Here is a 23,568-nt window from a genome sequence, read left to right on the forward strand (position 1 = left end):
GTCCCTCCTCAGGCGGCTGTGCTGCGGTTGCCCAGGGCGTCGGCGTTCGGAGCCGCCTTGGCCACCAGGTTCGGGACGACGGAGGACAGCTCCTCGGGCGTCCACCGGGCCTCGGCGCTCGCGCCGGGGCCGTTGACCCAGCCCTCCAGTACCGTGATCCGGTTGCCGACGACGCCGAACACCCGGCCGGTGACCTCGCGCGAGGCGGCCGAGCCCAGCCACACCACGAGCGGCGAGATGGCCTCCGGGGTCAGATCCTGGCTCTCGGCGGCCCGCTTCATCATCTCGATGTCCTCGGTCAGCCGGGTGAGCGCGGTCGGCGCGATGGCGTTCACCGTCACGCCGTAGCGGGCGAGTTCGGCCGCGGCGATGATGGTGAGGCTCGCGATTCCGGCCTTGGCCGAGCCGTAGTTCGACTGGCCGGGGTTGCCGAAGATGCCGGACGGAGAGGTCGTGTTGATCACCCGTGCGTCGTTGCCCTGACCGGACTTGGCGCGCTCACGCCAGTACGCGGCGGCGTGGTGCAGGGTGGCGAAGCTGCCCTTGAGGTGGACGGCGAGCACGCTGTCCCAGTCCTGCTCGGTCATCGACACGATCATCCGGTCGCGCAGGATGCCGGCGTTGTTGACCAGCACGTCAAGGCCGCCGTAGGTGTCCACGGCCTGCCGGACGAGGTGGCCGGCGCCCTCCCAGGTGGAGATGTCGTCCGTGTTGGCCACCGCCTCGCCGCCGGCCGCGACGATCTCGTCCACCACGGTCTGGGCGGGCCCGGCCGAGGCACCCGCTCCGTCGCGCGAGCCGCCCAGGTCGTTGACCACGACCTTCGCTCCTTGCGCGGCGAACGCCAGGGCGTGCGCACGGCCGATGCCGTTGCCGGCGCCGGTGACGACCACGACACGGCCGTCGACCACTCCTTGAGACATCCTCAACTCCTTGATGACGACGTTGGGCCGGCCTCGGCGAGCAGTACCCGAGGGTCCTCGCTGCCGCAGGCGCACCTGCCGGTGATGACGCGGCCCGGAATGCCGAGCGGTATCGCAGGGAGCCGCGATGCGCGCTGCTCCCCCGACGCGATGAGCAGCTCCCCGTCCTGCTCGGCGACCCGCCATTCGGCAGCGTTGACGTGCGCGCCGGACCGCTCGGGGCACTCCAGTGCGAGGGCCGGTCCGAGGGCTGTGATCATGCAGGCGGACACGCCTACTCCACGGAGCACCGGTACGGCGGCGGGCCGGGCCAGCACGACCGATGTCGACCGGAACATCTCGCCGATGTCGGCCGCGCCGGCGAGTCCCTCCAAGGTCTCCGCCGACAGGCCGATCACCACGTTCGGGTCCAGTTCGCGGTGGAAGACCGCGGTACGGCGGTGGTCCCAGCCCATCGCCTCGGCGATGCCGTACGTCACCCTCAGCGCACGCAGGGCGCCGATCACCGCATGGCCCCAGAAGCCCTCGAACCCGGAGGTGGTCAGCAGCGCCTTCTGTCCTGCCGCCAGTCCGTGCTCCCGCAGCCGTTCGGTGACCCAGTTTGTGTCGCGCGCCAGTTCCGCCCAGGTCAGCTCCATGTCCTGGCTGCCATCGGCGGCAGGGAAGCGCACGAGGTAGGCGAGTTCGGGATGGTCGAGTTCCCTGGCCCGGGCCAGGGTGTCGGCGCGTGCCATCAGCTCTTCACCACCCGGGGGAACTTGGCGACGCTGGTCATGGTCTTCAACAGCTCCTCCTCGGTGCGCATGTCGAGCACCGGCTTGACCCCGGTCCGCTCGACCACGGCCTCACTCAACCGCCCGGCCAGGGCGTCGACATCGCCGGTGAGCTGGGGGTCGTAGCCGACGCGCAGCCGCAGTTCGTCGACCTCGCGCCGCTCCCGGACGATCTGGAACACGCCCGCCACCGTCTCCGGCTGGTCCTCCACCGCCTGCCAGATGTCCCGCAGCACCACGGAACGTCCCTGGACCAGCGTCTCGTCGCCGCGCCGCCCGGCCACCCACATACGGGCATGGGTGCGCCCGCAGCCGCAGCGGTCCCGTGACAGGCGGACGAGGTCCTCGCTGCGGTAACGGATCAGCGGTGCGGCCCTGTTGTCCAGGTCGGTGGCGACCAGTTCACCGAGGTCACTCTCGGGGACGTCGCGCCATCCGTGTTCGTCGATCTCGACGCACTCCGCGAAGACGGTGTCCTCCCAGAGGTGGAAGCCGTCGTGCTCGCGGCATTCCCAGGCGGTGCCGGTGTCGGCCGCGCTGGTGTACTCGTAGACGTCGATGCCCCAGTCGTCGCGGATCCGCTCGCGCATCTTCCGGCTCAGGGGCTGCCCGGCACACGAGGCGCCCTTGAGGGATGAGAACGCCTCCTTCAGATCCACCTTCTCGGCCAGGTGCTCCAGCTCCACCATCTGCGGATACATCATCTGCAGATAGGCCGGCCGGTAGGTGCGGAGGGCCTCGACGACCTCGTGCATCTTCCCCAGCCAGGTGTCCACCTCGATCACCACCGCGCCGAGGGCCTGGTAGCCGGGGTCCATGAGGTTGCGGAAGGTGCCGGGCGGGCTCAGCACCCGGTCCCCCGGCCTCAGGCCGAGTTCCCACAGGTCACGCACCTGCGCGGTCACCAGGGGCGGCGCGTCCTCCCAGATCTCGGCGAAGAACTCCGGGTCGCCGGTGGTGCCCGAGCTGGACGAGACCGAGGTCAGCTCCTCGACCGGGACACAGAGCAGACCGCCGAAGGGGTCACCCGTGCGGGCCCGGTAGGAGCGCACCATGTCCTTGGTGATGAACGGCACGCGCGCCCGGAAGTCCTCCAGGGAGCGGATCTCGCGCGGGTGCACCCCGTGCCCGTCCCACAGCTCGCGGTAGAAGGCGGAGTTGCCGTAGGCGTACTCGACGAGGTCCAGGACGCGTTCTTCCTGCTGCGCCCGCAGCTCTTCGCGGGGCATGGTCTCCACCTGTGGCTCGAAGTACCTGTCACCGGTGTGCCTGTCACCGACCATGGCGCCTCCTCGCGGCTCAGCTGCCCAGATCTTCCAGCTATCAGCGCAATCAGTCAACCAATTCGACGGATTCTCGGTGGACCCTCGCGCTCCCTCGACCAATATAGTTAACTATTAGCACTCATTAGACCTTCGGGAGAGCGCTGTGAAGATCGTTGTCTGCGTGAAGCAGGTGCCCGACGCCACGGCGGCCCGCGCCTTCACCGAGGACGGCACCACCGACCGCGAGTCGGTCGACTCGCTGCTGTCCGAGCTCGACGAGTACGCGGTCGAGCAGGCCCTTCGGATCGCCGAGTCGGGCGTCGACGCCGAGATCAGCTACCTCACCGTCGGACCCGACGACGCCAAGGACGCGCTCCGCAAGGCGCTGGCCATGGGCGGCGACTCGGCGATCCACGTGAGCGACGACGACATCGAGTGCAGCGACGCGTTCGGCACCTCACTCGTCCTGGCCAGGGCGATCGAGCGGCACGGCTTCGATCTCGTGCTGTGCGGGATGGCCTCGACGGACGGCACCATGGGCGTCGTACCGGCGATGCTGGCCGAGCGGCTCGGTGTCCCGGCCGTCACCCATCTCGAGGAGCTGGCGGTCGCGGACGGCACGGTGACCGGCCGCCGCGAGGGCGACGGCGCGACCGTAGGGATCCAGGGCGCCCTTCCGGCCGTCGTGTCGGTGACCGACCGTTCCGGGGACGCCCGCTATCCCTCCTTCAAGGGGATCATGGCCGCGAAGAAGAAGCCGGTGGAGACCCTCGACCTCGCGGACCTCGGTATCGACCCCGAGCAGGTCGGCCGGACCGGCGCACGGTCGGCCGTGGACACCGCCGCCAAGCGCCCGCCGCGCACCAAGGGCGAGATCGTCGCCGACGAGGGTGCGGGCGGCGCAGGACTGGCCTCGTTCCTCACCGCCAAGAAGTTCATCTGACCCGTCCCCAGCAAGAGGAGTGCATCACCGTGGCCGAGATCCTCGTCCTCGTCGACCACACCGACGGCGCCGTACGCAAGCCGACCCTCGAACTGCTCACCCTGGCACGCCGCCTGGGCGCACCGTCGGCCGTCTTCCTCGGGCCGGGAGCGGACACCGCGACCGAGGCCCTCGGCCGGTACGGCGCGCACAAGGTCTACGTCGTGGACGCGCCCGAAGTCGGGGAATTCCTCGTCACTCCGGCCGTCGACGCGCTCACCCAGATCGCCGGGAGCACCGGCCCGGCGGCGATCCTGATTCCTTCGAGCCCAGACGGCAAGGAGACCGCCGCACGGGTCGCGCTCCGCCTGGAGTCCGGGCTCATCACCGACGCCGTAGACGTCACCGCCGGCGAGGACGGTCCGGTCACCGAGCAGTCCGTGTTCGCGGCGACGTACCAGGTCACAGCTCACGTCACGCAGGGCGTGCCGGTCATCACCGTCAAGCCGAACGCCGCCGCCCCCGAACCGGCCCCCGTGACACCCGCCGTCGAGAAGTGGGACGTCGCCTTCGGCCCGGCCTCCGGCGCCGTCAAGGTGCTGTCCCGGACGCCTCGGGAGCGCGGCGACCGTCCCGAGCTGACCGAGGCCGACATCGTGGTCTCCGGCGGCCGCGGCGTGAACGGCGCCGAGAACTTCGCCGTCATCGAGAGCGTCGCCGACGCCCTGGGCGCGGCCGTCGGGGCTTCCCGCGCCGCCGTGGACGCGGGCTGGTACCCGCACAGCCACCAGGTCGGGCAGACGGGCACGCAGGTCTCCCCGCAGCTCTACCTCGCCGCCGGCATCTCCGGCGCGATCCAGCATCGCGCGGGCATGCAGACCTCCAAGACCATCGTCGCCGTCAACAAGGACGAGGACGCCCCCATCTTCGACCTCGCCGACTACGGCGTCGTGGGGGATCTCTTCCAGGTACTCCCGCAACTGGTCGAGGAGATCGAGCGGCGCCGGAGCTGATCTCCGTCTCGCGAGGGATGATCTCCGCCTTCCCGGCCTTCCACCCGGCCACCGAAACACCTAAACTCTTTAACTGATTACATCCATTTATCTGTCCGCCAAGGAGCGCCATGACGAAGATCTGGGTCAACTCGGGGGACTCCCACGTACTGGAGCCGGACGACCTGTGGACCGAGGCGCTGCCGCAGCGCCTCGCCGCCCGGGCGCCGCGCAGTGAGCGCGGCGACAAGTACGAGGTGCTCTACATCGACGGCGAGCGCATCGACCGCCAGCTCAACGACTTCATGGACGCCATGCGACCGCCGGGCGCCCGGGACCTCGAGGTCCGGCTGAAGGACCTGGACCAGGAGGGCGTATGGGGGCAACTGGCCTTTCCCTCCATGGGGTTCTGGCTGGTGTCGATCACCGACCGGGAGCTCGCCCGGGAGACCGTACGGGCCTGGAACGACTGGGCGCACGCCGAGATCCTCGGCAAGAACCAGCGCGTCATCACCCCCGCATGCGTCTCGACTACGAACATCGAGGACGCGGTCGCCGAGGTGGAGCGCGTGGCGGAGCTGGGCTTCCAGTCGGTCTTCCTGCCGTGCGCCACACGGCCGGGCGAGGAGTACGCCCTCGACCGCTGGGAGCCGCTGTGGACCGCGGCCGAACGGGCCGGTCTGGTACTGGGCTTCCACATCGGCACGGGCGGCGAGAACGTCGTCTTCCGCGGGCCCGGCGGCGCGGTCGTCAACTACATGGAGACGACCTACCCGGGTATGCGCGTCGTGTCCCACATGGTCGCGGGCGGTGCCCTGGACCGCCACCCCGACCTGCGGATCCTCATCGCGGAGGGCGGCGCGGGATGGGTGCCGGCCATCGGCGACCGGATGGACGAGGCCTACCGCCAGCACGGCATGTTCGTCCGGCCGAAGCTGAGCCGGCTGCCCAGCGAGATCATCAGGCAGCAGGTGTACGCCTCCTTCCAACACGACAAGAGCTCGGTGGAGATCGTCGAGGCGACCGGATACCGCAACGTCATGTGGGGCGACGACTACCCCCACCTGGAGGGCACCTACGGCCACACCCAGTCCACGCTGCACGAGCTGTTCGACGGTGTGTCCGACGACATCCGCGAACGCGTCACGCGCGGCACGTTCAATGAGCTCTTCCGCCTGCCGGAGCAGACTCCCCAGGAGGCGGCCGTCTGAACGGCGTCGACGACGCCGGGGCGCCGTACGAACCCGTGACCACTCCCCCGTATCCCGAGGACCTCGAGCAGCCCGGACTGGTCAGGACCGGGCGGTCGACGTTCGTCCGTCCCATCCGGCCGGAGGACGCCGACCGCCTGGTGGCCTTCGTCGGCGGCCTGTCGCGGGCGACTTTGGCCTACCGCTCCCTCGGCCCCGTGGTCCGCGCGCGCGACGACGTGATCCGGCGCGGCGCACACGTGGACTACCTCAACGAGCTGGCGCTCGTCGCCCTGGCCGGCGACGAGATCGCGGGCCTGGTGCGCTACGTCCGTGACCCCGACGAACCGGACCACGCCGAGGTCACGTTCACCATCCGGGACGACCACCAGAGCGAGGGGTTCGGCAGGCTGCTCCTGGAGCACATCGCCGCTGCCGCCCGCGACCGGGGCATCCGGGTCCTCGAGGCCGACGTCCTCGCGGACAACACCCGCATGATCAACGTGTTCCTCAGTTCCGGCTACCGGGTGGAGACCGGGCCGCCCGGCCAGATCATCCACTTCGAGATCGCCATCGACCCGCAGGCCCGCGCGGTGGCCCGGGCCGAGCGGCGCGAGCACACGGCCGTACGGCGCTCCCTGCGACCGCTGCTCGAACCGCGGTCGGTCGCGGTGATCGGCGCCAACCGGGACCCGCTGACGATCGGCCACGAGATAGTGGCCAACCTGCTGCGGGGCGGATTCCCCGGCAGCGTGTTCCCCGTCAACCCGAAGGCCGAGCAGATCGCCGGAGCGCGGGCGTACGCAAGCATCCGGGATCTTCCCGAGCCGCCCGATCTGGCGCTGGTGGCCGTGCGGGCCGAGGCGGTGCCCGACGTCGTCCGGGAGTGTGCGGAGGCCGGCGTCAAGGCGGTGGTCGTCGTCTCCACCGGCTTCGGGGAGACCGGTGCGGCCGGGCGGGCGACCGAGCTGGAACTGGCCCGCTTCGCCCGTGCCTCCGGGATGCGGCTGGTGGGCCCCAACTGCATGGGCGTGGTCAATACGACGCCCGCGGCGCGGCTCGCCGCGACCTTCTCGCCCGCCCTGCCGACGCCCGGCCGGGTGGCGATGTCCAGCCAGTCCGGGCCGCTGGGGCTCGCGGTGCTCGATTTCGCCCGGCGCCTCCGCCTCGGCTTCTCCGGCTTCGTGTCGGTGGGCCACGCCGTGGACGTGTCCACCAACGATCTCCTCCAGTGGTGGGAGGAGGACCCCGAGACCTCGGTGGTCCTGCTGCACGTCGAGCACTTCGGCAATCCGCGCCGGTTCGCCCGCATCGCCCGCCGGGTAGCGCCCCGCAAGCCGATCATCGCGGTCCACCCGGGAAGTCATGCGGATTCGGCAGTGAGTTCACTGTTCGCCCAGTCCGGTGTGATCCGTACGCGCAGCCTCCAGGAACTGTTCGACGTGGCGTTGCTGCTCGCCCACCAGCCTCCCCCGCCCGGCGACCGGGTCGCCGTGGTCACCAATGCGGGCGGGCCCGCGGCGCTGACCGTGGGAGCATGCGCGGCGAACGGCCTGCGCGTGCCCGAGCTCGGTGAGCGCACCCGGCAGGCGCTGCGTTCGGCTCTCGCGCCCCGGGCGGACGTCGCCAACCCGGTCGACCTCACCCCCGTGGCCACCGCCGCCCACTACCGGCAGGCGCTGGACGCGGTCCTGGCCGACGACGACATCGACGCCGCCGTCGTGCTGTTCATGCCCCCGCTGGCGGACAAGCCCGACGAGGTGGCGTCGGCGATCCTCGACGCCGCCGCGGCCGCGCCCTCGAAACCGGTGGTGACCAGTTTCCTGGGCGGTGCGGGCGTCGCCGACCTTCTGCACCGGGGCGACCTGGTCGTACCGACATACACGTTCCCCGAGGCGGCGGCGGCCTCGCTCGGTCACGCGGCGGCCTATCAGGCGTGGCGCAGCACCCCCGCGGGCGTCGTACCGGATCTCCCGGGAGTCGACATCGAGCGCGCCCGGTCCCTGGTCTCCGAATGCGCTCCCGGACCCGTCCCCGCACCGATCGCCGCCGAGCTGCTCGACTCGTACGGAATCGCCGTACATGACGCTGAACCCGGCCCCGGCCCGGACGCGTTCCTCTCCGTCAGCGCCGACCCGGTCTTCGGCCCGGTGGTCGCCTTCGGTCTCACCGGGGACTACGCGGACCTCATGGCAGACGTCGCCTACCGGGTCACCCCGCTCACCGACCGCGACGCACGGGAAATGGTCCGCTCACTGCGGGCGGCCCCGCTGCTGGACGGCCGGGCTGGCGGCCGTGGTGTGGATCTGGGGGCGCTGGAGGAGACCGTTCTGCGGCTCTCGGCGATGGTCGATGACCTCCCCGAGATCGAGGCGTTGGAGCTGCGTCCGGTGCGGCTGCTGCCGCCCGGGGAAGGGGTCGCCGTCACCCGCGCGACGATCCGGCTCGCGGACAACACAAGTGGAGGTGTTCCCTCATGAAGGTCGGCATCTACTTCGACATGCGCAATCCCCCGCAGTGGCGGCAGAGTTGGTCCCGGGTGTACGGATTCGCCCTGGAGATGTGCGAAGAGGCGGACCGACTGGGCCTCGACTCGGTCTGGTTCTCCGAACACCACGGCTTCGAGGACGGCTATCTTCCGCAGCCGCTCACCATGGCCGCAGCGGCTGCGGCCCGCACGCGGCGGGTCCGTCTGGGCACCGCCGTCATCCCCGCACCGCTGCACGCGGCCCCTGAGATCGCCGAACAGGCCGCGATCGTGGACATCATCAGCGACGGCCGCCTGGATCTCGGGCTCGGCACCGGCTATCGCGTGCCCGAGTACCGGCTCTACGGAGCCGACCTCGGCAAGCGCTACTCCACGACCGACCAACGTGTACGGGAGATCCGCGGCCTGTGGGCCGAGTCCCTGGTCACCCCCGGCCCGGTCCAGAACCCGCTGCCGATCTGGCTCGGCTACCAGGGTCCGCAGGGTGCCCGGCGGGCCGGGCGGCTGGGCACCGGGCTCCTGTCGCTCAACCCCGCTCTGCTGACGCCGTACCGGGACGGGCTCGCCGAGAGCGGGTACGACGTGTCGGCGGCCCGGATGCAGGGCTCGTTCACGACGTTCGTCACGGAGGACCCGGACGGCGACTGGCCGGTGGTCCGGAAGCACCTGGCGTACCAGTGGGACAGCTACCGCCGGTACATGGTCGAGGGCACCGAGCAGCCCGCCCCGCGCCCCATCGACCCCGAGAAGTGGCGGGAGACGGGGCTGCGGGCGACCGGCGTGGGCCAATTCCTCTACGGCACACCGCAGGAGACCGCCGAGGCCATCAAGGCGTACGTGGCAGGGTTGCCGGTCGAAGGGGTGTTCCTGTGGGCCTCGCTGGCCGGGATGCCCGAGGAGATGGTCGCCCGCCAGGTCCAGCTCATCGCCGGGAAGCTGCGCCCGCTGCTTGCCGACGTCTGATGCCTGATGCCTGATGCCTTCGGATACGAGGAGATGCCGTATGTCGACGAGAGCCGGTTCCTACTCGGGTGACACCGGGGCCACGACGCCGACCGGGCACTGGGCGGGCGCGGACTTCCAGGAGCCGCCCCGCACCCCCGGCGGGGTCGCCCTGTGCGGTGCGTGCAGCGTCGCCGGTTCCTGCCGTCTGGGTGTGGAGCGCGAACGGCTCGACGAGGACGGCGTGGCGTGGTTCGAGCTCGCCTGCCCCCGATCGCAGGAGGGCGGCCCCAATGTCGCGCACGGCGGCTGGACGGCGGCCGTACTGGACGACTGCCTCGGCCATCTCCCGCTGCTGCACCGCGTGTTGAGCGTGACAGCGGAACTGACCGTGAGCTTCGTGAAGCCGGTGCCGGTTCAGCGGCCGCTCGAGGTGCGGGCCTGGGTCGAGCGGCGGGAGGGCTCGCGCTGGTACATCTCGGGCGAGATGGTGCTGCTGCCGGCCCGCGCCGTGCTGGCGCGGGCCTCCGGGATCTGGGTGACCCGCGACCGGGGCCACTTCGGGCGCCACGAGGCGTGGCTGGCGGGCCAGGACGCCGACGCCGACACCGACGGTCCCTAGGCGTCACGTAGCGGGGTCAGTAGGACCGCAGCCCCATGCTGCGGGCGATGCCATTGCGCTGGATCTGGCTGGTCCCCCCGGAAATGGTGGCCACGATCGACTCCCGGTACCGGAAGCTCATCACGCTCTCCGTCGAGAAGCCGTGCCCCGCGCAGACCTGCATCCCGAGTCGGGCGGCCGCCACGTACGTCTCCGAGCCCTTCAGCTTCGCCATCGAGCCCTCGCGCGTGCACGGCTTTCCCTGGGCGAGCAGCCAGGCGGCGCGGTACGCGAGCAGCCGGGCGGAGTCGATCTCGGTCTGCAGGTCGGCCATTGCGTGGGCGAGCGCCTGGAAGTTCCCGATCGGACGGCCGAAGGCGTGCCGGGTGCGCGCGTAGTCCAGCATCTCGTCCAGGGTGGCCTGGGCGGCGCCGAGATAGCCCCCGGTGATGATGACCTTCTCCAGCTCGATGTTGGAGAGCATGACCTTCCAGCCCTCGTCGCGCGGACCGACTAGGTTCTCCTTCGGCACCAGGGCGTCGTTGAAGAAGACCTCGTTGGTGCCCAGGATGTGCCGGGCCAGCGTCGGCGTCCGCCGCACCTCGACACCCTCCGTCGAGGGGTCGACGAGCAGCAGGCTGATGCCGCCGTGCTTGGGCTCGCGGGGCCCCGTACGCACGTAGGTCGCGATGGTCGTGTCCGGCAGACCGCCGCCCGTGCACCACGCCTTCTGGCCGCGTACGAGGAAGTGGCCGCCGTGGTCCTCGGCGGTGGTGCGCAGCGCCGCGGCATCGGACCCGCTGTCCGGCTCGCTGAGGCCGACAGCAAGCCGGTGGCGCCCGGTCATGACCTGCTCGCGGATGAAGTCGCGCTGCGCCTCGTTGCCCCAACGGAACACCGTGATCCCAGGAATGAGCACCCCGATATAGCACATGGCGACGTCGAAGCTGGCCCGCCCGAGCTCCTCGGCGATCAGGATGAGCTCGAGCGGGCCTCCGCCGTCGCCGCCCTCCTCCTCGGTGAACGGGAGCGAGAACCAGCCGAGGTCGGCCATGCCGCGGAACAGCTCGGGCGGTACGACGCCCTCCTCGTCCCACTGCTTCGCCTTCTCGGCCGGACACACGTCAGCGACGAACTGCCGTGCCGTCGCACGCAACATGTCCTGCTCGTCGGTCAGCCCGAAGTCCACGGCCACTCCTCGCCCACCACTCGGCAATCATCTATCTAATTATTCTATGTTAGCGGATGCTTCCGTGGTGGTCACATAGGCGCACGCCTCGCCAACCGGGTTACGGCCCGGACGGGCAACCCCCTGCCGGCGCGAGCATCGCCCGAACCGGCCCGGCCCGTCACCCCAGATACGCAGGGGCGAGGGCGGAGGTCATCAGCCGCCGGGCCGCGCCAGTGCCGTCGGCCGGCACGGTCCACAGGTCCGAGCCGTAGTCGCCGGGGAGGGCGTAGACGAGGGTGTGGTCGTCGGCCCACAGTGCCTGGTCGTCGATGTTGCGCTGCTCGGCGGTCGGGGTCTCCTTCATGGTCCGCAGGTCGAGGACGTACAACCGCCAAGGGGCGTCGGGTGAAGCCCCCTTGACGCGCTTCTTGTAGGCGATACGGGTGCCGTCGGGCGAGAGCGAGGGACATTCGACGTTGCGGTGGAGGGTGGTGAGGGTGCGTGCGGCGACGTCGCCCCGGACGAGGTAGGTCTGGCCGCCGGTCGCCATCGTGGCGTAGAAGCGGTTGTCGTCGGCGAAGGTGACGCCCCAGATGTTGGTGTCCGCGGCGCGGTAGGGCCGGCCGTCCTTGATGACGTGGAAGGTCTCGAGGTTGTCGTCGATCGCCCACGTGCGGGTGTCGACGATGGCGGTGCGGGTGGAGAAGTTGGTGCCAGCGTAGGAGTCTCCGCTGACGAAGACGGTCCAGGCGACCATGTGGCCGGAGGGCGAGACCCGGGCCCGGGTGGGGATGCCTGGTGCCGGGAAGCGGTGGAGCTCGTGCAGGTGCGCGTCGAGTACCACCGCTCGGTAGGTGTCCTCCAGCGCACCGTGCACGGCCTGCAGGCAGATACCGGTACCGGCTGCCGCGTGGAAGCGCAGGCACTTGACGCCCGACACGGTGCGCGGCCCCTGCGGATGGTCGGCGGGCACGGTGGCGATCTCGTCGCGGTGCGGCCCCCAGGCCAGATTGCGTACGAGCAGCCGGCGGGGGGCAGTCGGCCGGAGCGAGACGGTACCGGCCCGCACGGTCGGACCGTCGGCCTGCTGCTGGTCGCGCATGCCCGACCGGTGTGCGGCGTACAGCATCGACCCGGTGCCGACCCCGCCGAGCAGCAGAACGGCGGCCAGCAGGATCAGCAAGCGGGTTGTTCGGGTCATGCTGGCACCTCATTGGCGGGACGGAGGACGAACGAGGCCACGACGGCGCTGACGGCCAGTGCGGCGGCGGTGACGGCGAGCGCGGTCTGCCCGCCCCAGAGGCTCCAGGCCGCCCCGAAGGCGAGCGAGCAGGTGAACCGGGCCAGCGCCTGGCCGGTGCTCACCAGCGCCTGCCCGGCACCCTGGTGCTCGGCGGGGACGACCCCTGCGGTGGCGGCCGCGAGGACTCCGTCGGTGGCTGCGTAGAAGGCGCCGTGCAGCACGAGGACGGCGACCACGGCCGGGACACCGTGCCATGGCGAGAGCACCAGGCCGTAGCCGAGCAGCAGGACGCCGTGGCCGGCCAGGAAGAGCCGGCGGCGGCTGACGCGGTCGGCGAGTGCCCCGAGCGGGACGGCGAGGAGGAGGAAGACTGCGGCCGTGCCCAGCGGCAGCAGCGGGAACAGGTGGGCGGGCAGGTCTCCTTCGCGCTGCAGCAGCAGATACAGGAAGGAGTCGCTGACGGTGGTGAGACCGAGCAGCGCCGCGCACACGGTGAGCCGGCGCAGCTCAGGGCGGCGCAGCAGCCCGATCGAGTCGCGCAGCGCCGGCGGCCGGGCCGGCTCGGGCGGCCGTACGGCATCGGCGGGGCCGCTGTGCGACTCGGGCGGCCGTGCAGCACCGGCCGGGCTGCTGTGCGACTCGGGCAGCCGAACAGCACCGGCCGAAGTGATGTGGCGCGGCACGAAGAGGACCAGCACCAGGACCCCGACGGCGGCGATGCAGCCGCTGACCGCGAAGACCGCGTCGTAGCCGTCGACGGTGGCCCGCAGCACGGCGAAGGCGACGAGCGGGCCGAGCAGCGCGCCGGTGGTGTCCATGGCGCGGTGCACCCCGAACGCCCGTCCCCGGTGCTCGGGTTCGGCGGCCAGGGAGATCATCGCGTCCCGGGGGGCCGTGCGCAGCCCTTTGCCGGTGCGGTCGGCCGCGAGCACGGCACTGATGACCGGGAGGGTGTGGGCGAGCAGCAGCAGCGGCTTGCACACCGCCGACAGGCCGTAGCCGATGCCTGCCACGATCTTGTGCCGCCGGCCTCCCCGGTCGGCGAGGTGACCGCCGGCCAGCCGGACCAGGGCCCCGACGCCGTTGTTGATGCCGTCAAGGAGACCGAATCCGAGCGGCGACAGGCCGAGGCCCGCGACCACGTAAAGCGGCAGGACGGCGGTGATCATCTCCGAGGAGATGTCCGTGATCAGGCTGACCGCACCCAGGGCCAGCACGGTGCCGGGCACAGCGGCCGGCCGCCGCCCCGGACGGGTGTCCGGGACGACGGCGGCCTTGGTGCTGCGGGAGTCCGCGAGATACACGGGCGTCAGTTCCAGATGCCGCTGACGTCGGACGCCGAGGCGGCGTTGCCCGCGTGAGCGGTCAGACCGGCCAGGTCCTCCACCGTGCGCAGCACGTTGTAGTGGTTGTAGGTGGTGGAGCTGGAGCTGCCAGGGGCGACGTGCTCCCCATAGAAGACGGTGGGGATGCGGTTGCCGGACTGCTTGTTGTCCTCGTCGAAGGTGACGGCGAGGATGCTGTTGTGGGTCTTGGCCCAGGTGGCGTAGGCGCCCAGGTTGTTCTTGATCCAGGTGTCGCCCGTGGAGACCGAGCAGTCGTGCATGTCGCTGCACAGGTTCGGGGTGACGAAGGAGACCTTGGGCAGGGTCGTGTAGTCGGTCGGGAACTGCGCAAAAGTCTTCGCGGTGCTCGTCGGCACGTTGGAGAAGCCGAACCACGGGTTGTGCTTCTGTGCGTAGTTGCCGCTGCTGCAGGTCGTCGAACCCTGGCTGGGAAGCGACTCGTTGTAGCTCGCCCAGGTCTTCCCGGCGGCGATCAGCTCGGAGGCGAGGTTGGGGGCGGAGATGGAACCGACGCTGACGCAACTGTCGTCGGTGCGGCCCTGGTTGGAGCCCGAGAACAGCATGTAGTAGTTCGGCTCGCTGGGGTGGGTGAGGCCGTAGGACTGCGTGAGGTTGGCGCCACCCGCCTTGAGGGTGTTGTTGATGTACGGGGCGCTGGAGCTGCCGATCACCTGCGAGTAGGCGTGGTTCTCCATCACCACGACCACCACGTGGTCGGGGGTCGGAAGGGCGGCGGCCTGAGCGGAGCCTGCGGTGGCCCACAGGCCGATCGACGCGGCGGTGAGGGCGGCAGCCCCGGCCAACGCGGCGAGGGGGCGTCTGTTGCTCTTGGGAGCCTTGACGGCGGTCATACCTGTCCTCCGGACAGAAGTGACGGGGGTTACGGGGGGGTGGGAGCGCCGTAACACTAGGAGCCGTCCGGTGGACCCGGCCGCACGTCGTGAATGAAGAACAGAAGAACGGTGGCTATGCCAGGCAAAGCCCAGGTCAAGCAGTCACCAAGCCGCCGCCGACACCACGGTGCACGGCTGCGGTTGGGGCTGAGCCCGGGCTGATCGGCCTTGTCGTTCGTACGTGGCGGGCTGCCTGCGCCCGCCGCTAGCCACCCGCCGCTTGCCGCCTGCCGACCGACCGTTGGCATCAAGGGCAGGGCGAGGAGCGCTGAGGGAAGCAGCCGAAGGAGTACCGCCGGGCCCGAAACCTGTAAGGCCCGGGCCAAGGGGAAAAGCGAGCCGGTCTGCCGACGCAAGGGGGGAAGTCGGCAGACCGGGGTCACCGCTCGTGCTTATGCCGCGTTGCGGCGCACGGTCGATTCAGTCTGTTGAGCGGGGTTGAGAGGATTCAGAGGGTCGGGACGAGACCCGTGATGGCCGAGGTGTCGATGGAACCCTGGCCGGACAGGCTGAGCTCGGCCGGGACGAGACCGCCGACACCGCCGGAGAGCCAGGCGCCCTCGTGGTCGGCGCCGGCGGAGAGCCAGGCGCCGGTTCCGCCGGACACGTTGTCCAGGTCGGTCTCGGAGATTTCCTGGGTCGCAATCTGGGGGATGGAGCTCATGATGGGAGGTTCCCTTTCGCGAGGCGTTGAGCGGATACGGCCGGCCTGGCCGACAGGCGTGCACACAGTGCAGACCGCAGTGGCGGAAGTCGATGCAGCGCCAAGTGCCCTGGTGAAACAGCATCTTTTCGTACGACTTCCGCGCCGCGAACAGCAAAGCACGCACGCTGCCCGCAAATCCAATGAGGACGTGTCCACTTGTGAAGCGTTGCGCTGCCGGAGTGTGAGGTGTGCCCGCGCATCCATGAATTGGTGGCTGATTCTTCACGCGATCGAAGGTGTACTTTCCGCGCGCCTTGCAGCCTGCCGTAGCGAAAAAGGCATACCGCCCCAAGGGAATTGCCGGCTGGCCCGACAGGACGGCGAGTCTCGAAGAGAGTGTGCCGTCTGCGTCACCTGTGTGCAGATTCGCTGCAGGACACCCACCTCCGCGAGCCTCAGCAATCTCTGGGGCCACTCACGCCAAGCGGTCCGGCCCGGGTACGCACCTGGCCGGGCAGGTGCGCAAAGCTCGGATCGGACTGGTGCGCCGCGCGGGATTCCGGTGGAGACTGGCCGGTGGTCCCCGTTGGACGACAGGGGAGGGACATGTCACAGCGCAGTGACCTCAGGCGTCTCAGGGCCGAGCTGGAGGACGAGTGGTCCCGGTGGGTGCCGCGGATGAAGACGGCCCGGTGGTCCCCGACGGGGTCCGGAGCTCTGCGGTCCGAGGTCACCGAGTCGTGGGTCCGCTCCCTCGTCAGCGTCGATCCGGACCGGGACAGCGCGCCCGTCTCCGACGGCGGAACGCTGCGTCAGCGCTGGGCGGTCTCACCGCTGCGCCAGCCGGTCGACGACCTGTCCGACGAGCTGCACAGCATCGCCGAGGACGCGGGATTCGTCACCGCCGTCACCGACGAGTCCGGAACCATCCTGTGGACGTGCGGCGGCCGCACCATGCGGCGGCGCGCGGAGCAGGTCAACTTCGCGCCGGGCGGGCGCTGGGACGAGGAGGCCATGGGCACCAACGCCCTCTCGCTCGCGCTGCGAACCGGCCGTCCCAGCAGCGTCTTCTCCGCCGAACACCTGGTGACGGCGCTGCACGGCTGGGTCTGCTACTGCGCGCCGGTCCACGCCCCGGACGGGCGGATCCTGGGCGTGCTCGACCTGTCCACCACCTGGGACCGCTCGCACCCGCTGGCCATGTCCACTGTGCGGACGCTGGTGTCCACGATCGAGACCAGGCTCCGCACCGAGCTGCCCGGACAGGGCCGTCGGGACGGCGCTCCGGTTCGGCTGACCTGTATGGGCACGGAGGAAGCCGTCCGGGGCGGCCGGCTTCTGCCCCTGCGTCCGCGGCAGTTGGAGATCCTCACGCTCCTCGCGCTGGAGCCGGACGGCTTCGCACCGGACCGGCTGCGCGAGGCGCTGTACGGCGAACGGCCCGTCACCGCCTCCACGTTCAAGGCCGAGATCTCCCATCTGCGCCGGGCGCTCGGCGGCGGCATCGCCCCACGCCGCTACGTGCTGACCGCACCCGTCACTTGTGATGCCGTCGACGTGCTGTGCGCGCTGGAAAGGGGCGACACGGCAACCGCCCTGCGCCACTACCGCGGACCGCTGCTCCCCCGGTCCGAGGCGCCCGGAATCGTCGAATGGCGCGCCCGGTTGGAGGTCACCGCGCGCGAGGCCGTGCTGGCCAGCGCCCGCCCCGAACACGCCCTGCACTACGGCGAGCGGGCACCGTACGACGCGGAGGTCCACGAGCACGCGCTGCACCTGCTGGGCCCGGGTGACGCACGCCGGGCGATCGCTGCCGGACGGCTGAGCACCGCCCTGCGCGACTGAAGGCTGCCGGGGTGCGGCGCACCGCCCTGCGCGACTGACGGCCACCAGGGACACACGAACCATCGACACGCCAACCTGACGCCAACCTCGCCGGACCAGAGTGAACCGCATCACGGCGGCGTTGGAGCCGCCGTGCCACCGCACTCGCATCCACCGAGGAGAGCCGCCATGGTGTACGCGCAGCCAGGAACGGAAGGCAGTGTCGTCAGCTTCGCCCGCCGCTACGACAACTTCATCGGCGGCGACTGGGTCGCGCCCGTCGAGGGCCGGTACTTCGAGAACCCGTCGCCGGTCACCGGGAAGGCCTTCTGCGAGGTCGCCCGCTCGTCGGCGGCGGACGTCGGACTGGCCTTGGACGCCGCCCACGCGGCGGCCGGGCAGTGGGGCCGCACGTCGACGACGGAGCGGGCGAACATCCTGAACAAGATCGCGGACCGGATCGAGGAGAACCTCGAGAAGCTCGCCGTGGCCGAGACCTGGGAGAACGGCAAGCCCGTACGCGAGACGCTGGCCGCCGACCTGCCGCTGGCCGTGGACCACTTCCGCTACTTCGCCGGGGTGGTCCGCGCCCAGGAAGGCAGCATCGCCGAGATCGACGCCGACACCGTCGCGTACCACTTCCACGAGCCTCTGGGTGTGGTCGGCCAGATCATCCCGTGGAACTTCCCGATCCTGATGGCCGCCTGGAAGCTGGCGCCCGCGCTCGCGGCCGGCAACTGCGTGGTCATCAAGCCGGCCGAGCAGACCCCGGCCAGCCTGCTGCTTGTCATCGAGCTGATCGCGGACCTGCTGCCGCCCGGCGTGGTCAACGTCGTCAACGGCTTCGGCGTGGAGGCGGGCAAGCCGCTCGCGTCCAGCCCGCGTGTCGCCAAGGTGGCGTTCACGGGCGAGACGACGACGGGCCGGCTGATCATGCAGTACGCCAGCGAGAACATCATCCCCGTCACGCTCGAGCTGGGCGGCAAGAGCCCGAACATCTTCCTGCCCGATGTCACTGCCGCGGACGACGACTTCCTGGACAAGGCCGTCGAGGGCTTCGTGATGTTCGCGCTCAACCAGGGCGAGGTGTGCACCTGCCCGTCCCGCGCCCTGATCCACTCGTCGATCTACGACGACTTCATGGCCCGCTGCGTCGAGCGCACCCAGGCCATCGTCGCCGGCGACCCGCTGGACCCGGCGACCATGATCGGCGCGCAGGCCAGCAACGACCAGTACGAGAAGATCCTCTCCTACATCGACATCGGCAAGAAGGAGGGCGCCGAGGTGCTCACCGGTGGCCGTCCCCGCGCCGTCGCCGGTCTGGACGGCGGCTACTACATCGAGCCGACGATCTTCCGCGGCACCAACGACATGCGGATCTTCCAGGAGGAGATCTTCGGTCCGGTCGTCTCCGTCACCACGTACGACTCGGTCGACGAGGCCCTGAAGATCGCCAACGACACGCTGTACGGCCTGGGGGCTGGCGTGTGGACGCGGGACGGGAACACCGCCTACCGCCTCGGGCGGGAGATCAAGGCCGGCCGGGTGTGGACCAACTGCTACCACGCCTATCCGGCGCATTCGGCCTTCGGCGGCTACAAGAAGTCCGGCATCGGCCGTGAGACGCACAAGATGATGCTCGACCACTACCAGCAGACGAAGAACCTGCTGGTGAGCTACTCGCCGAAGAAGCTCGGGTTCTTCTGATGGGCTCCCGCACCAGGCGTGTCGAACTCACCGAGGCCGCCCGGGACCTGGTGCGGCAACTGGTCGCCCGGCACGGCCCGGTGATGTTCCATCAGTCGGGCGGCTGCTGTGACGGCAGTGCACCCATGTGCTATCCGCGCGGGGAGTTCCGGGTCGGCGCCTCGGACGTCCTGCTGGGTCACGTCGCCGGTGACGCCCCGTTCTGGATGAGCGCCGACCAGTACGCGTACTGGCGGCATACGCACCTCACCGTCGACGTGGTCCCGGGCCGGGGCAGCGGCTTCTCCCTCGAAGCTCCCGAAGGTGTGCGCTTCCTGATCCGCTCCCGGGTGCTCACGGACGAGGAGTGGGAGCGCATCGATAAGGAGCCGCCGCTCCCGACCGGTGCCGAGGTGACGGAGTGACCTCGCGAGACTGACCTCGCGGTTCGGCCGGCCCGGGCATCCGGCGCCGCCGCAGCGGCGGCGCCGGCGGAGGAGCGGCGCCGGCGGAGGGGAGTGCGGGGCAGGACACCCACGTGTCCTGCCCCGCGCTGGTGCTCGACCGGGATCAGGCGATCTCGACGAGGAGGTCGCCGCCCTCCACCTGCTGGATCTGGTTGATGGCCAGCCTGGCCACCGTCCCGGCCTTCGGGGCGGTGATCGCGGCCTCCATCTTCATCGCCTCGATGGTGGCCACCGTGGCCCCGGCCGCCACCTGGTCTCCCTCGGCGACGGCGAGCGTCACCACTCCGGCGAACGGCGCGGCGACGTGGCCGGGGTTGGCCCGGTCGGCCTTCTCGGTCGCCGGGATGTCGGAGGCGGCCGCGGTGTCGCGTACCTGGATCGGCCGGAGTTGGCCGTTCAGGGTGGACATCACGGTGCGCATGCCGCGTTCGTCGGCTTCGCCGACGGCCTCCAGCTCGATGAGCAGCCGGACACCGGGTTCGAGGTCGACGGCGTACTCCTTCCCGGGACGCAGGCCGTAGAAGAAGTCCTTGCTGTCCAGCACGCTGGTGTCGCCGTATGCCTGGCGGTGCGTCTCGAACTCGCGCGCCGGGCCGGGGAACAGCAGCCGGTTGAGCGTCGCGCGCCGGTCCTTGGCCAGCCCCGTGCGGTCGTCCGCCGTCAGCTCCTGCACGGGCTTGGGTTCGGCGCGGCCCTCCAGCGCCTTGGTGCGGAACGGCTCCGGCCATCCCCCGGGCGGGTTGCCCAGCTCGCCGCGCAGGAAACCGATGACGGAGTCGGGGATGTCGAACCTGTCCGGTGTCGCCTCGAAGTGCTCCGGGGACACGTCGGCGCCCACCAGGTGGAGCGCGAGGTCGCCGACCACCTTCGACGAGGGGGTGACCTTCACCAGGCGGCCGAGGATACGGTCGGCGGCGGCGTACATCGCCTCGATTTCCTCGAAGCGGTCGCCGAGGCCCAGCGCGATCGCCTGGGTGCGCAGGTTGGAGAGCTGCCCGCCGGGGATCTCATGGTGGTAGACGCGTCCGGTCGGCGAGGCGAGGCCCGCTTCGAAGGGTGCGTAGATCTTGCGGACGCTCTCCCAGTAGGGCTCCAGATCACCGACGGCCTGGAGGTCGAGACCGGTCGGCCGCTCGGAGTGGTCGGTCGCCGCCACGATCGCCGACAACGACGGCTGCGAGGTGGTGCCCGCCATCGACGCCACCGCGCCGTCCACCGCGTCCGCACCCGCCTGGATCGCGGCGAGGTAGGTGGCGAGCTGGCCGCCCGCGGTGTCGTGGGTGTGGATGTGCACCGGCAGGTCGAACTCCCGGCGCAGGGCCGACACGAGTGTCGCGGCCGCCGGGGCGCGCAGCAGCCCCGCCATGTCCTTGACGGCCAGGACATGGGCGCCCGCTGCCACGATCTGCTCGGCCAGCCGGAGGTAGTAGTCCAGGGTGTAGAGCCGCTCGGACGGGTCGGACAGGTCGGAGGTGTAGCACAGCGCGACCTCGGCGACGGCTGTTCCGGTCTCCCGCACGGCTTCGATGGCGGGCCGCATCTGCTCGACGTCGTTGAGCGCGTCGAAGATACGGAAGATATCGATGCCGGTGGTCGCGGCCTCGTGCACGAAGGCGTCGGTCACCTCGGTCGGGTACGGCGTGTAGCCCACGGTGTTGCGGCCGCGCAGCAGCATCTGGAGGCAGATGTTGGGCACGGCCTCGCGCAGGGCGGCCAGGCGCTCCCAGGGGTCCTCGGCGAGGAAGCGGAGTGCGACGTCGTACGTGGCGCCGCCCCAGCACTCCAGGGACAGCAGCTGCGGCAGGGTCCGCGCCACGACCGGGGCGGTCGCGAGCAGGTCCTTGGTACGGACGCGGGTGGCGAGCAGCGACTGGTGGGCGTCCCGGAACGTGGTGTCGGTGACGCCGATGGTCGGCGACTCGCGCAGCCACCGGGCAAAACCCTCCGGGCCGAGTTCGGCGAGCCGCTGCCGGGAGCCGGCGGGCGGTTCCGCGGACGGCAGCGGTGGCAGCTTCGTGCTCGGGTCGATCAGCTCGGGCCGCTCACCGTGCGGCTTGTTCACCGTGACGTCGGCGAGGTAGGTGAGCAGCTTCGTGCCGCGGTCGGCGGAGTGGCGGGCGGTGAGCAGGTGCGGACGCTGTTCGATGAACGACGTGGTGACCTGGCCGGCCTGGAAGACCGGGTCGTCCAGCACGGCCTGCAGGAACGGGATGTTCGTGGCCACACCGCGGATGCGGAACTCGGCCACGGCACGCCGGGCACGGCCGATCGCGGCCGGGAAGTCCCGGCCCCGGCAGGTGAGTTTGACCAGCATGGAGTCGAAGTGCGCGCTGATCTCCGTACCGGCATGGGTGGTGCCGCCGTCCAGGCGGATGCCCGAGCCGCCCGGAGAGCGGTAGGCGCTGATCCTGCCGGTGTCCGGGCGGAAGCCGTTGGCCGGGTCCTCGGTGGTGATACGGCACTGCAGTGCGGCGCCACGCACCGTGACCGTGTCCTGTGACAACCCGAGGTCGGCCAGCGTCTCGCCGGCGGCGATGCGCAACTGCGACTGTACGAGGTCGACGTCGGTGACCTCCTCGGTCACCGTGTGCTCGACCTGGATACGCGGGTTCATCTCGATGAAGACGTGGTTGCCGTCGCGGTCGAGCAGGAATTCCACGGTGCCCGCGTTGCGGTAGCCGATCTCCCGGGCGAAGCGCACGGCGTCGGCGCAGATCCGCTCGCGCAGCGCAGGGTCAAGGTTCGGCGCGGGCGCGAGTTCGATCACCTTCTGGTGGCGGCGCTGCAGAGAGCAGTCGCGCTCGAACAGGTGGATCACGTTGCCCTGCCCGTCGGCGAGGATCTGCACCTCGATGTGGCGGGGATCTACGACGGCCTTCTCCAGGAAGACGGTGGGGTCGCCGAACGCGGAAGCGGCCTCGCGGGACGCCGCCTCAATGGACTCGCGCAGCGCGGCCGGGTCCTCGACGCGGCGCATGCCGCGCCCGCCGCCGCCCGCGACCGCCTTGACGAACACGGGGAAGCCGATCTCGTCGGCGGCGCGGACCAGTTCGTTCACGTCCGTCGAGGGCGCCGAGGAGCCGAGTACCGGCACGCCGGCCGCGCGGGCGGCGGCCACCGCGCGCGCCTTGTTCCCCGTCAGCTCGAGCGTCTGCCCGCTCGGCCCGACGAACGTGATGCCCGCCTCCTCGCACGCGCGCGCCAGGTCGGGGTTCTCGGACAGGAACCCGTAGCCCGGGTAGACGGCGTCGGCTCCCGCCCGACGCGCAGCACGGACGATCTCCTCGACCGAGAGGTAGGCCCGCACCGGGTGCCCCGGCTGGCCGATCTCATAGGCCTCGTCGGCCTTCAGCCTGTGCAGCGAGTTGCGGTCCTCGTGCGGGAAGACGGCGACGGTTCTCGCACCCAGCTCATAGCCGGCACGAAACGCACGAATCGCGATCTCACCACGGTTGGCGACCAGCACCTTGCGGAACATTCCGGATCCCTTCACCCTGCCGGTGTCGCGCACCATGGTGTCGGGGACGCCCCTTCTGTGCCATGTGAGGCGCGCCACTCACGTGGATCAACGTCCGCGACCGTAGCCGCCCGTCAGTCCAAGATACTGCGGCGCCGGGCCTGTCATACGCCGCGAACGCTCACTCCGACGTCGGCCGAACCAGCTGGGAAACGGCGGCGAAAGCGCCCTCGTGATAGACGAGCGCGGTGGCCTCCTCGCGGACCTCACCCGATTCGACCTCACCCACGACGAGGAGGTGGTCTCCGATGCGCTGCACCGAGGCGGTACGGGCGGTGAGCCAGGCCGGTACGCCGGTCAGTACCGGAAGTCCGTCGCTCTCCTGCAGATACGGCACGCCCGCGAAGCGATCGATGCCACTGCGTGCGAACTGCCGTGCCAGGGCGGTGTTGTCCACTCCCAGAATGTGGACGGCGAACCTGTCCGCCCGCTGCACGGCATCCGCGGTCGACGCGGTGGCCCCGAGGCAGAAGGAGACGAGGGCCGGGTGGAGGGATACGGACGTGAAGGAGGTGGCGGTGAAGCCCGCGGGGCCGGGGACGGTGATCGCTGTGACGCCTGACGCGTGGCGGCGCAGGATGCGGCGGAGTATCTCGTCGGGTGAGGGCGCCGCGGACGGTTCCGCGAGGTGGTTGATGGAGGTGGTGGTCATGCCGCTTCCCTTTCGGCTGGGTGTGGG

19 protein-coding genes are annotated in these 23,568 nt (G+C 70.6%); 9 read left to right on the forward strand and 10 right to left on the reverse strand.

Translation table 11 applies throughout. The features are described 5' to 3' along the window. Nucleotides 1-8 precede the first annotated feature (8 nt). The 3 genes from ABT009_RS29610 to ABT009_RS29620 are packed head-to-tail and all read right to left on the reverse strand — an operon-like array spanning nt 9 to nt 2,979. A complete protein-coding gene (locus tag ABT009_RS29610; RefSeq protein WP_351301509.1) occupies nt 9-923 on the reverse strand; it encodes an SDR family oxidoreductase in 915 nt (304 codons plus the stop codon). A gap of 2 nt (nt 924-925) precedes the next feature. Beyond that, nucleotides 926-1,657, reverse strand: a complete 732-nt coding sequence (locus ABT009_RS29615) for a hypothetical protein (protein WP_351301511.1) — start codon at nt 1,655-1,657, stop codon at nt 926-928. Continuing rightward, the gene (locus ABT009_RS29620) at nt 1,657-2,979 is read right to left on the reverse strand and encodes a phenylacetate--CoA ligase family protein (RefSeq protein ID WP_351301514.1); all 1,323 of its coding nucleotides are present in this window, start codon (nt 2,977-2,979) and stop codon (nt 1,657-1,659) included. The genes ABT009_RS29615 and ABT009_RS29620 overlap by 1 nt, the downstream gene beginning before the upstream one ends. A gap of 163 nt (nt 2,980-3,142) precedes the next feature. Here ABT009_RS29620 and ABT009_RS29625 point away from each other — a divergent pair, with 163 nt between their 5' ends. The 6 genes from ABT009_RS29625 (at nt 3,143) to ABT009_RS29650 (ending at nt 10,117) form a co-directional block, all read left to right on the forward strand. Next, entirely contained in the window at nt 3,143-3,904 is a 762-nt protein-coding gene (locus tag ABT009_RS29625) for an electron transfer flavoprotein subunit beta/FixA family protein (RefSeq protein ID WP_351301695.1), read from the forward strand. Between the two features lie 29 nt (nt 3,905-3,933). Then, the gene (locus tag ABT009_RS29630) at nt 3,934-4,896 is read left to right on the forward strand and encodes an electron transfer flavoprotein subunit alpha/FixB family protein (RefSeq protein ID WP_351301517.1); all 963 of its coding nucleotides are present in this window, start codon (nt 3,934-3,936) and stop codon (nt 4,894-4,896) included. 110 nt (nt 4,897-5,006) lie between these two features. Beyond that, entirely contained in the window at nt 5,007-6,086 is a 1,080-nt protein-coding gene (locus ABT009_RS29635; protein ID WP_351301520.1) for an amidohydrolase family protein, read from the forward strand. Nucleotides 6,087-6,121: 35 nt separating this feature from the next. After that, a complete protein-coding gene (locus ABT009_RS29640) occupies nt 6,122-8,545 on the forward strand; it encodes a bifunctional acetate--CoA ligase family protein/GNAT family N-acetyltransferase (RefSeq protein ID WP_351301522.1) in 2,424 nt (807 codons plus the stop codon). Next, complete coding sequence (locus ABT009_RS29645; protein WP_351301525.1) at nt 8,542-9,516, forward strand: LLM class flavin-dependent oxidoreductase; 975 nt, start codon at nt 8,542-8,544, stop codon at nt 9,514-9,516. Before ABT009_RS29640 ends, ABT009_RS29645 begins: the two co-directional genes overlap by 4 nt. Before the next feature lie 40 nt (nt 9,517-9,556). Continuing rightward, the gene (locus ABT009_RS29650; RefSeq protein WP_351301528.1) at nt 9,557-10,117 is read left to right on the forward strand and encodes a PaaI family thioesterase; all 561 of its coding nucleotides are present in this window, start codon (nt 9,557-9,559) and stop codon (nt 10,115-10,117) included. A 16-nt stretch (nt 10,118-10,133) separates the two neighbouring features. Here ABT009_RS29650 and ABT009_RS29655 read toward each other — a convergent pair whose 3' ends face one another. The 5 genes from ABT009_RS29655 to ABT009_RS29675 form a co-directional block, all read right to left on the reverse strand. After that, a complete protein-coding gene (locus ABT009_RS29655; RefSeq protein WP_351301531.1) occupies nt 10,134-11,285 on the reverse strand; it encodes an acyl-CoA dehydrogenase family protein in 1,152 nt (383 codons plus the stop codon). Nucleotides 11,286-11,445: 160 nt separating this feature from the next. Next, nucleotides 11,446-12,468 carry a TolB family protein gene (locus tag ABT009_RS29660; RefSeq protein WP_351301534.1) on the reverse strand — a complete coding sequence of 341 codons (1,023 nt, stop codon included), beginning with the start codon at nt 12,466-12,468 and terminating at the stop codon, nt 11,446-11,448. After that, complete coding sequence (locus ABT009_RS29665) at nt 12,465-13,814, reverse strand: MFS transporter (protein ID WP_351301537.1); 1,350 nt, start codon at nt 13,812-13,814, stop codon at nt 12,465-12,467. The genes ABT009_RS29660 and ABT009_RS29665 overlap by 4 nt, the downstream gene beginning before the upstream one ends. Nucleotides 13,815-13,819: 5 nt before the next feature. Beyond that, nucleotides 13,820-14,707 (reverse strand): alkaline phosphatase family protein, encoded by an 888-nt coding sequence (locus ABT009_RS29670; protein ID WP_351301540.1) that lies wholly within the window; start codon nt 14,705-14,707, stop codon nt 13,820-13,822. A 490-nt stretch (nt 14,708-15,197) separates the two neighbouring features. After that, nucleotides 15,198-15,413, reverse strand: a complete 216-nt coding sequence (locus ABT009_RS29675) for a type A2 lantipeptide (RefSeq protein WP_351301543.1) — start codon at nt 15,411-15,413, stop codon at nt 15,198-15,200. 588 nt (nt 15,414-16,001) lie between these two features. Here ABT009_RS29675 and ABT009_RS29680 point away from each other — a divergent pair. The 3 genes from ABT009_RS29680 (at nt 16,002) to ABT009_RS29690 (ending at nt 19,330) form a co-directional block, all read left to right on the forward strand. Continuing rightward, nucleotides 16,002-17,240 carry a GAF domain-containing protein gene (locus ABT009_RS29680; protein WP_351301546.1) on the forward strand — a complete coding sequence of 413 codons (1,239 nt, stop codon included), beginning with the start codon at nt 16,002-16,004 and terminating at the stop codon, nt 17,238-17,240. Between the two features lie 168 nt (nt 17,241-17,408). Next, a complete protein-coding gene (adh, locus tag ABT009_RS29685) occupies nt 17,409-18,926 on the forward strand; it encodes an aldehyde dehydrogenase (protein WP_351301549.1) in 1,518 nt (505 codons plus the stop codon). Further along, on the forward strand, nt 18,926-19,330 hold the full coding sequence (locus ABT009_RS29690; RefSeq protein ID WP_351301552.1) for a DUF779 domain-containing protein: 405 nt from the start codon (nt 18,926-18,928) through the stop codon (nt 19,328-19,330). The genes adh and ABT009_RS29690 overlap by 1 nt, the downstream gene beginning before the upstream one ends. 145 nt (nt 19,331-19,475) lie before the next feature. Here the strand turns inward: ABT009_RS29690 and ABT009_RS29695 are convergent, their stop codons facing one another. Both ABT009_RS29695 and ABT009_RS29700 read right to left on the reverse strand, forming a co-directional pair. Then, entirely contained in the window at nt 19,476-22,850 is a 3,375-nt protein-coding gene (locus ABT009_RS29695) for a pyruvate carboxylase (protein ID WP_351301698.1), read from the reverse strand. A 160-nt stretch (nt 22,851-23,010) separates the two neighbouring features. After that, nucleotides 23,011-23,541 (reverse strand): flavin reductase family protein, encoded by a 531-nt coding sequence (locus tag ABT009_RS29700; protein WP_351301555.1) that lies wholly within the window; start codon nt 23,539-23,541, stop codon nt 23,011-23,013. Nucleotides 23,542-23,568: the final 27 nt, after the last annotated feature.

Source organism: Streptomyces sp. NPDC002896 (genome assembly GCF_040295225.1).
Lineage (GTDB): Bacteria > Actinomycetota > Actinomycetes > Streptomycetales > Streptomycetaceae > Streptomyces.

Excerpts from the sequence above, each read along its gene's own strand:
- adh (WP_351301549.1), top strand. The coding sequence starts at position 17,409 with ATGGTGTACGCGCAGCCAGGAACGGAAGGCAGTGTCGTCAGCTTCGCC.
- ABT009_RS29620 (WP_351301514.1), bottom strand. The coding sequence starts at position 2,979 with ATGGTCGGTGACAGGCACACCGGTGACAGGTACTTCGAGCCACAGGTG.
- ABT009_RS29660 (WP_351301534.1), bottom strand. The coding sequence starts at position 12,468 with ATGACCCGAACAACCCGCTTGCTGATCCTGCTGGCCGCCGTTCTGCTG.
- ABT009_RS29695 (WP_351301698.1), bottom strand. The coding sequence starts at position 22,850 with ATGTTCCGCAAGGTGCTGGTCGCCAACCGTGGTGAGATCGCGATTCGT.
- ABT009_RS29610 (WP_351301509.1), bottom strand. The coding sequence starts at position 923 with ATGTCTCAAGGAGTGGTCGACGGCCGTGTCGTGGTCGTCACCGGCGCC.
- ABT009_RS29645 (WP_351301525.1), top strand. The coding sequence starts at position 8,542 with ATGAAGGTCGGCATCTACTTCGACATGCGCAATCCCCCGCAGTGGCGG.
- ABT009_RS29670 (WP_351301540.1), bottom strand. The coding sequence starts at position 14,707 with ATGACCGCCGTCAAGGCTCCCAAGAGCAACAGACGCCCCCTCGCCGCG.
- ABT009_RS29690 (WP_351301552.1), top strand. The coding sequence starts at position 18,926 with ATGGGCTCCCGCACCAGGCGTGTCGAACTCACCGAGGCCGCCCGGGAC.
- ABT009_RS29635 (WP_351301520.1), top strand. The coding sequence starts at position 5,007 with ATGACGAAGATCTGGGTCAACTCGGGGGACTCCCACGTACTGGAGCCG.
- ABT009_RS29680 (WP_351301546.1), top strand. The coding sequence starts at position 16,002 with ATGTCACAGCGCAGTGACCTCAGGCGTCTCAGGGCCGAGCTGGAGGAC.
- ABT009_RS29615 (WP_351301511.1), bottom strand. The coding sequence starts at position 1,657 with ATGGCACGCGCCGACACCCTGGCCCGGGCCAGGGAACTCGACCATCCC.
- ABT009_RS29675 (WP_351301543.1), bottom strand. The coding sequence starts at position 15,413 with ATGAGCTCCATCCCCCAGATTGCGACCCAGGAAATCTCCGAGACCGAC.
- ABT009_RS29700 (WP_351301555.1), bottom strand. The coding sequence starts at position 23,541 with ATGACCACCACCTCCATCAACCACCTCGCGGAACCGTCCGCGGCGCCC.
- ABT009_RS29650 (WP_351301528.1), top strand. The coding sequence starts at position 9,557 with ATGTCGACGAGAGCCGGTTCCTACTCGGGTGACACCGGGGCCACGACG.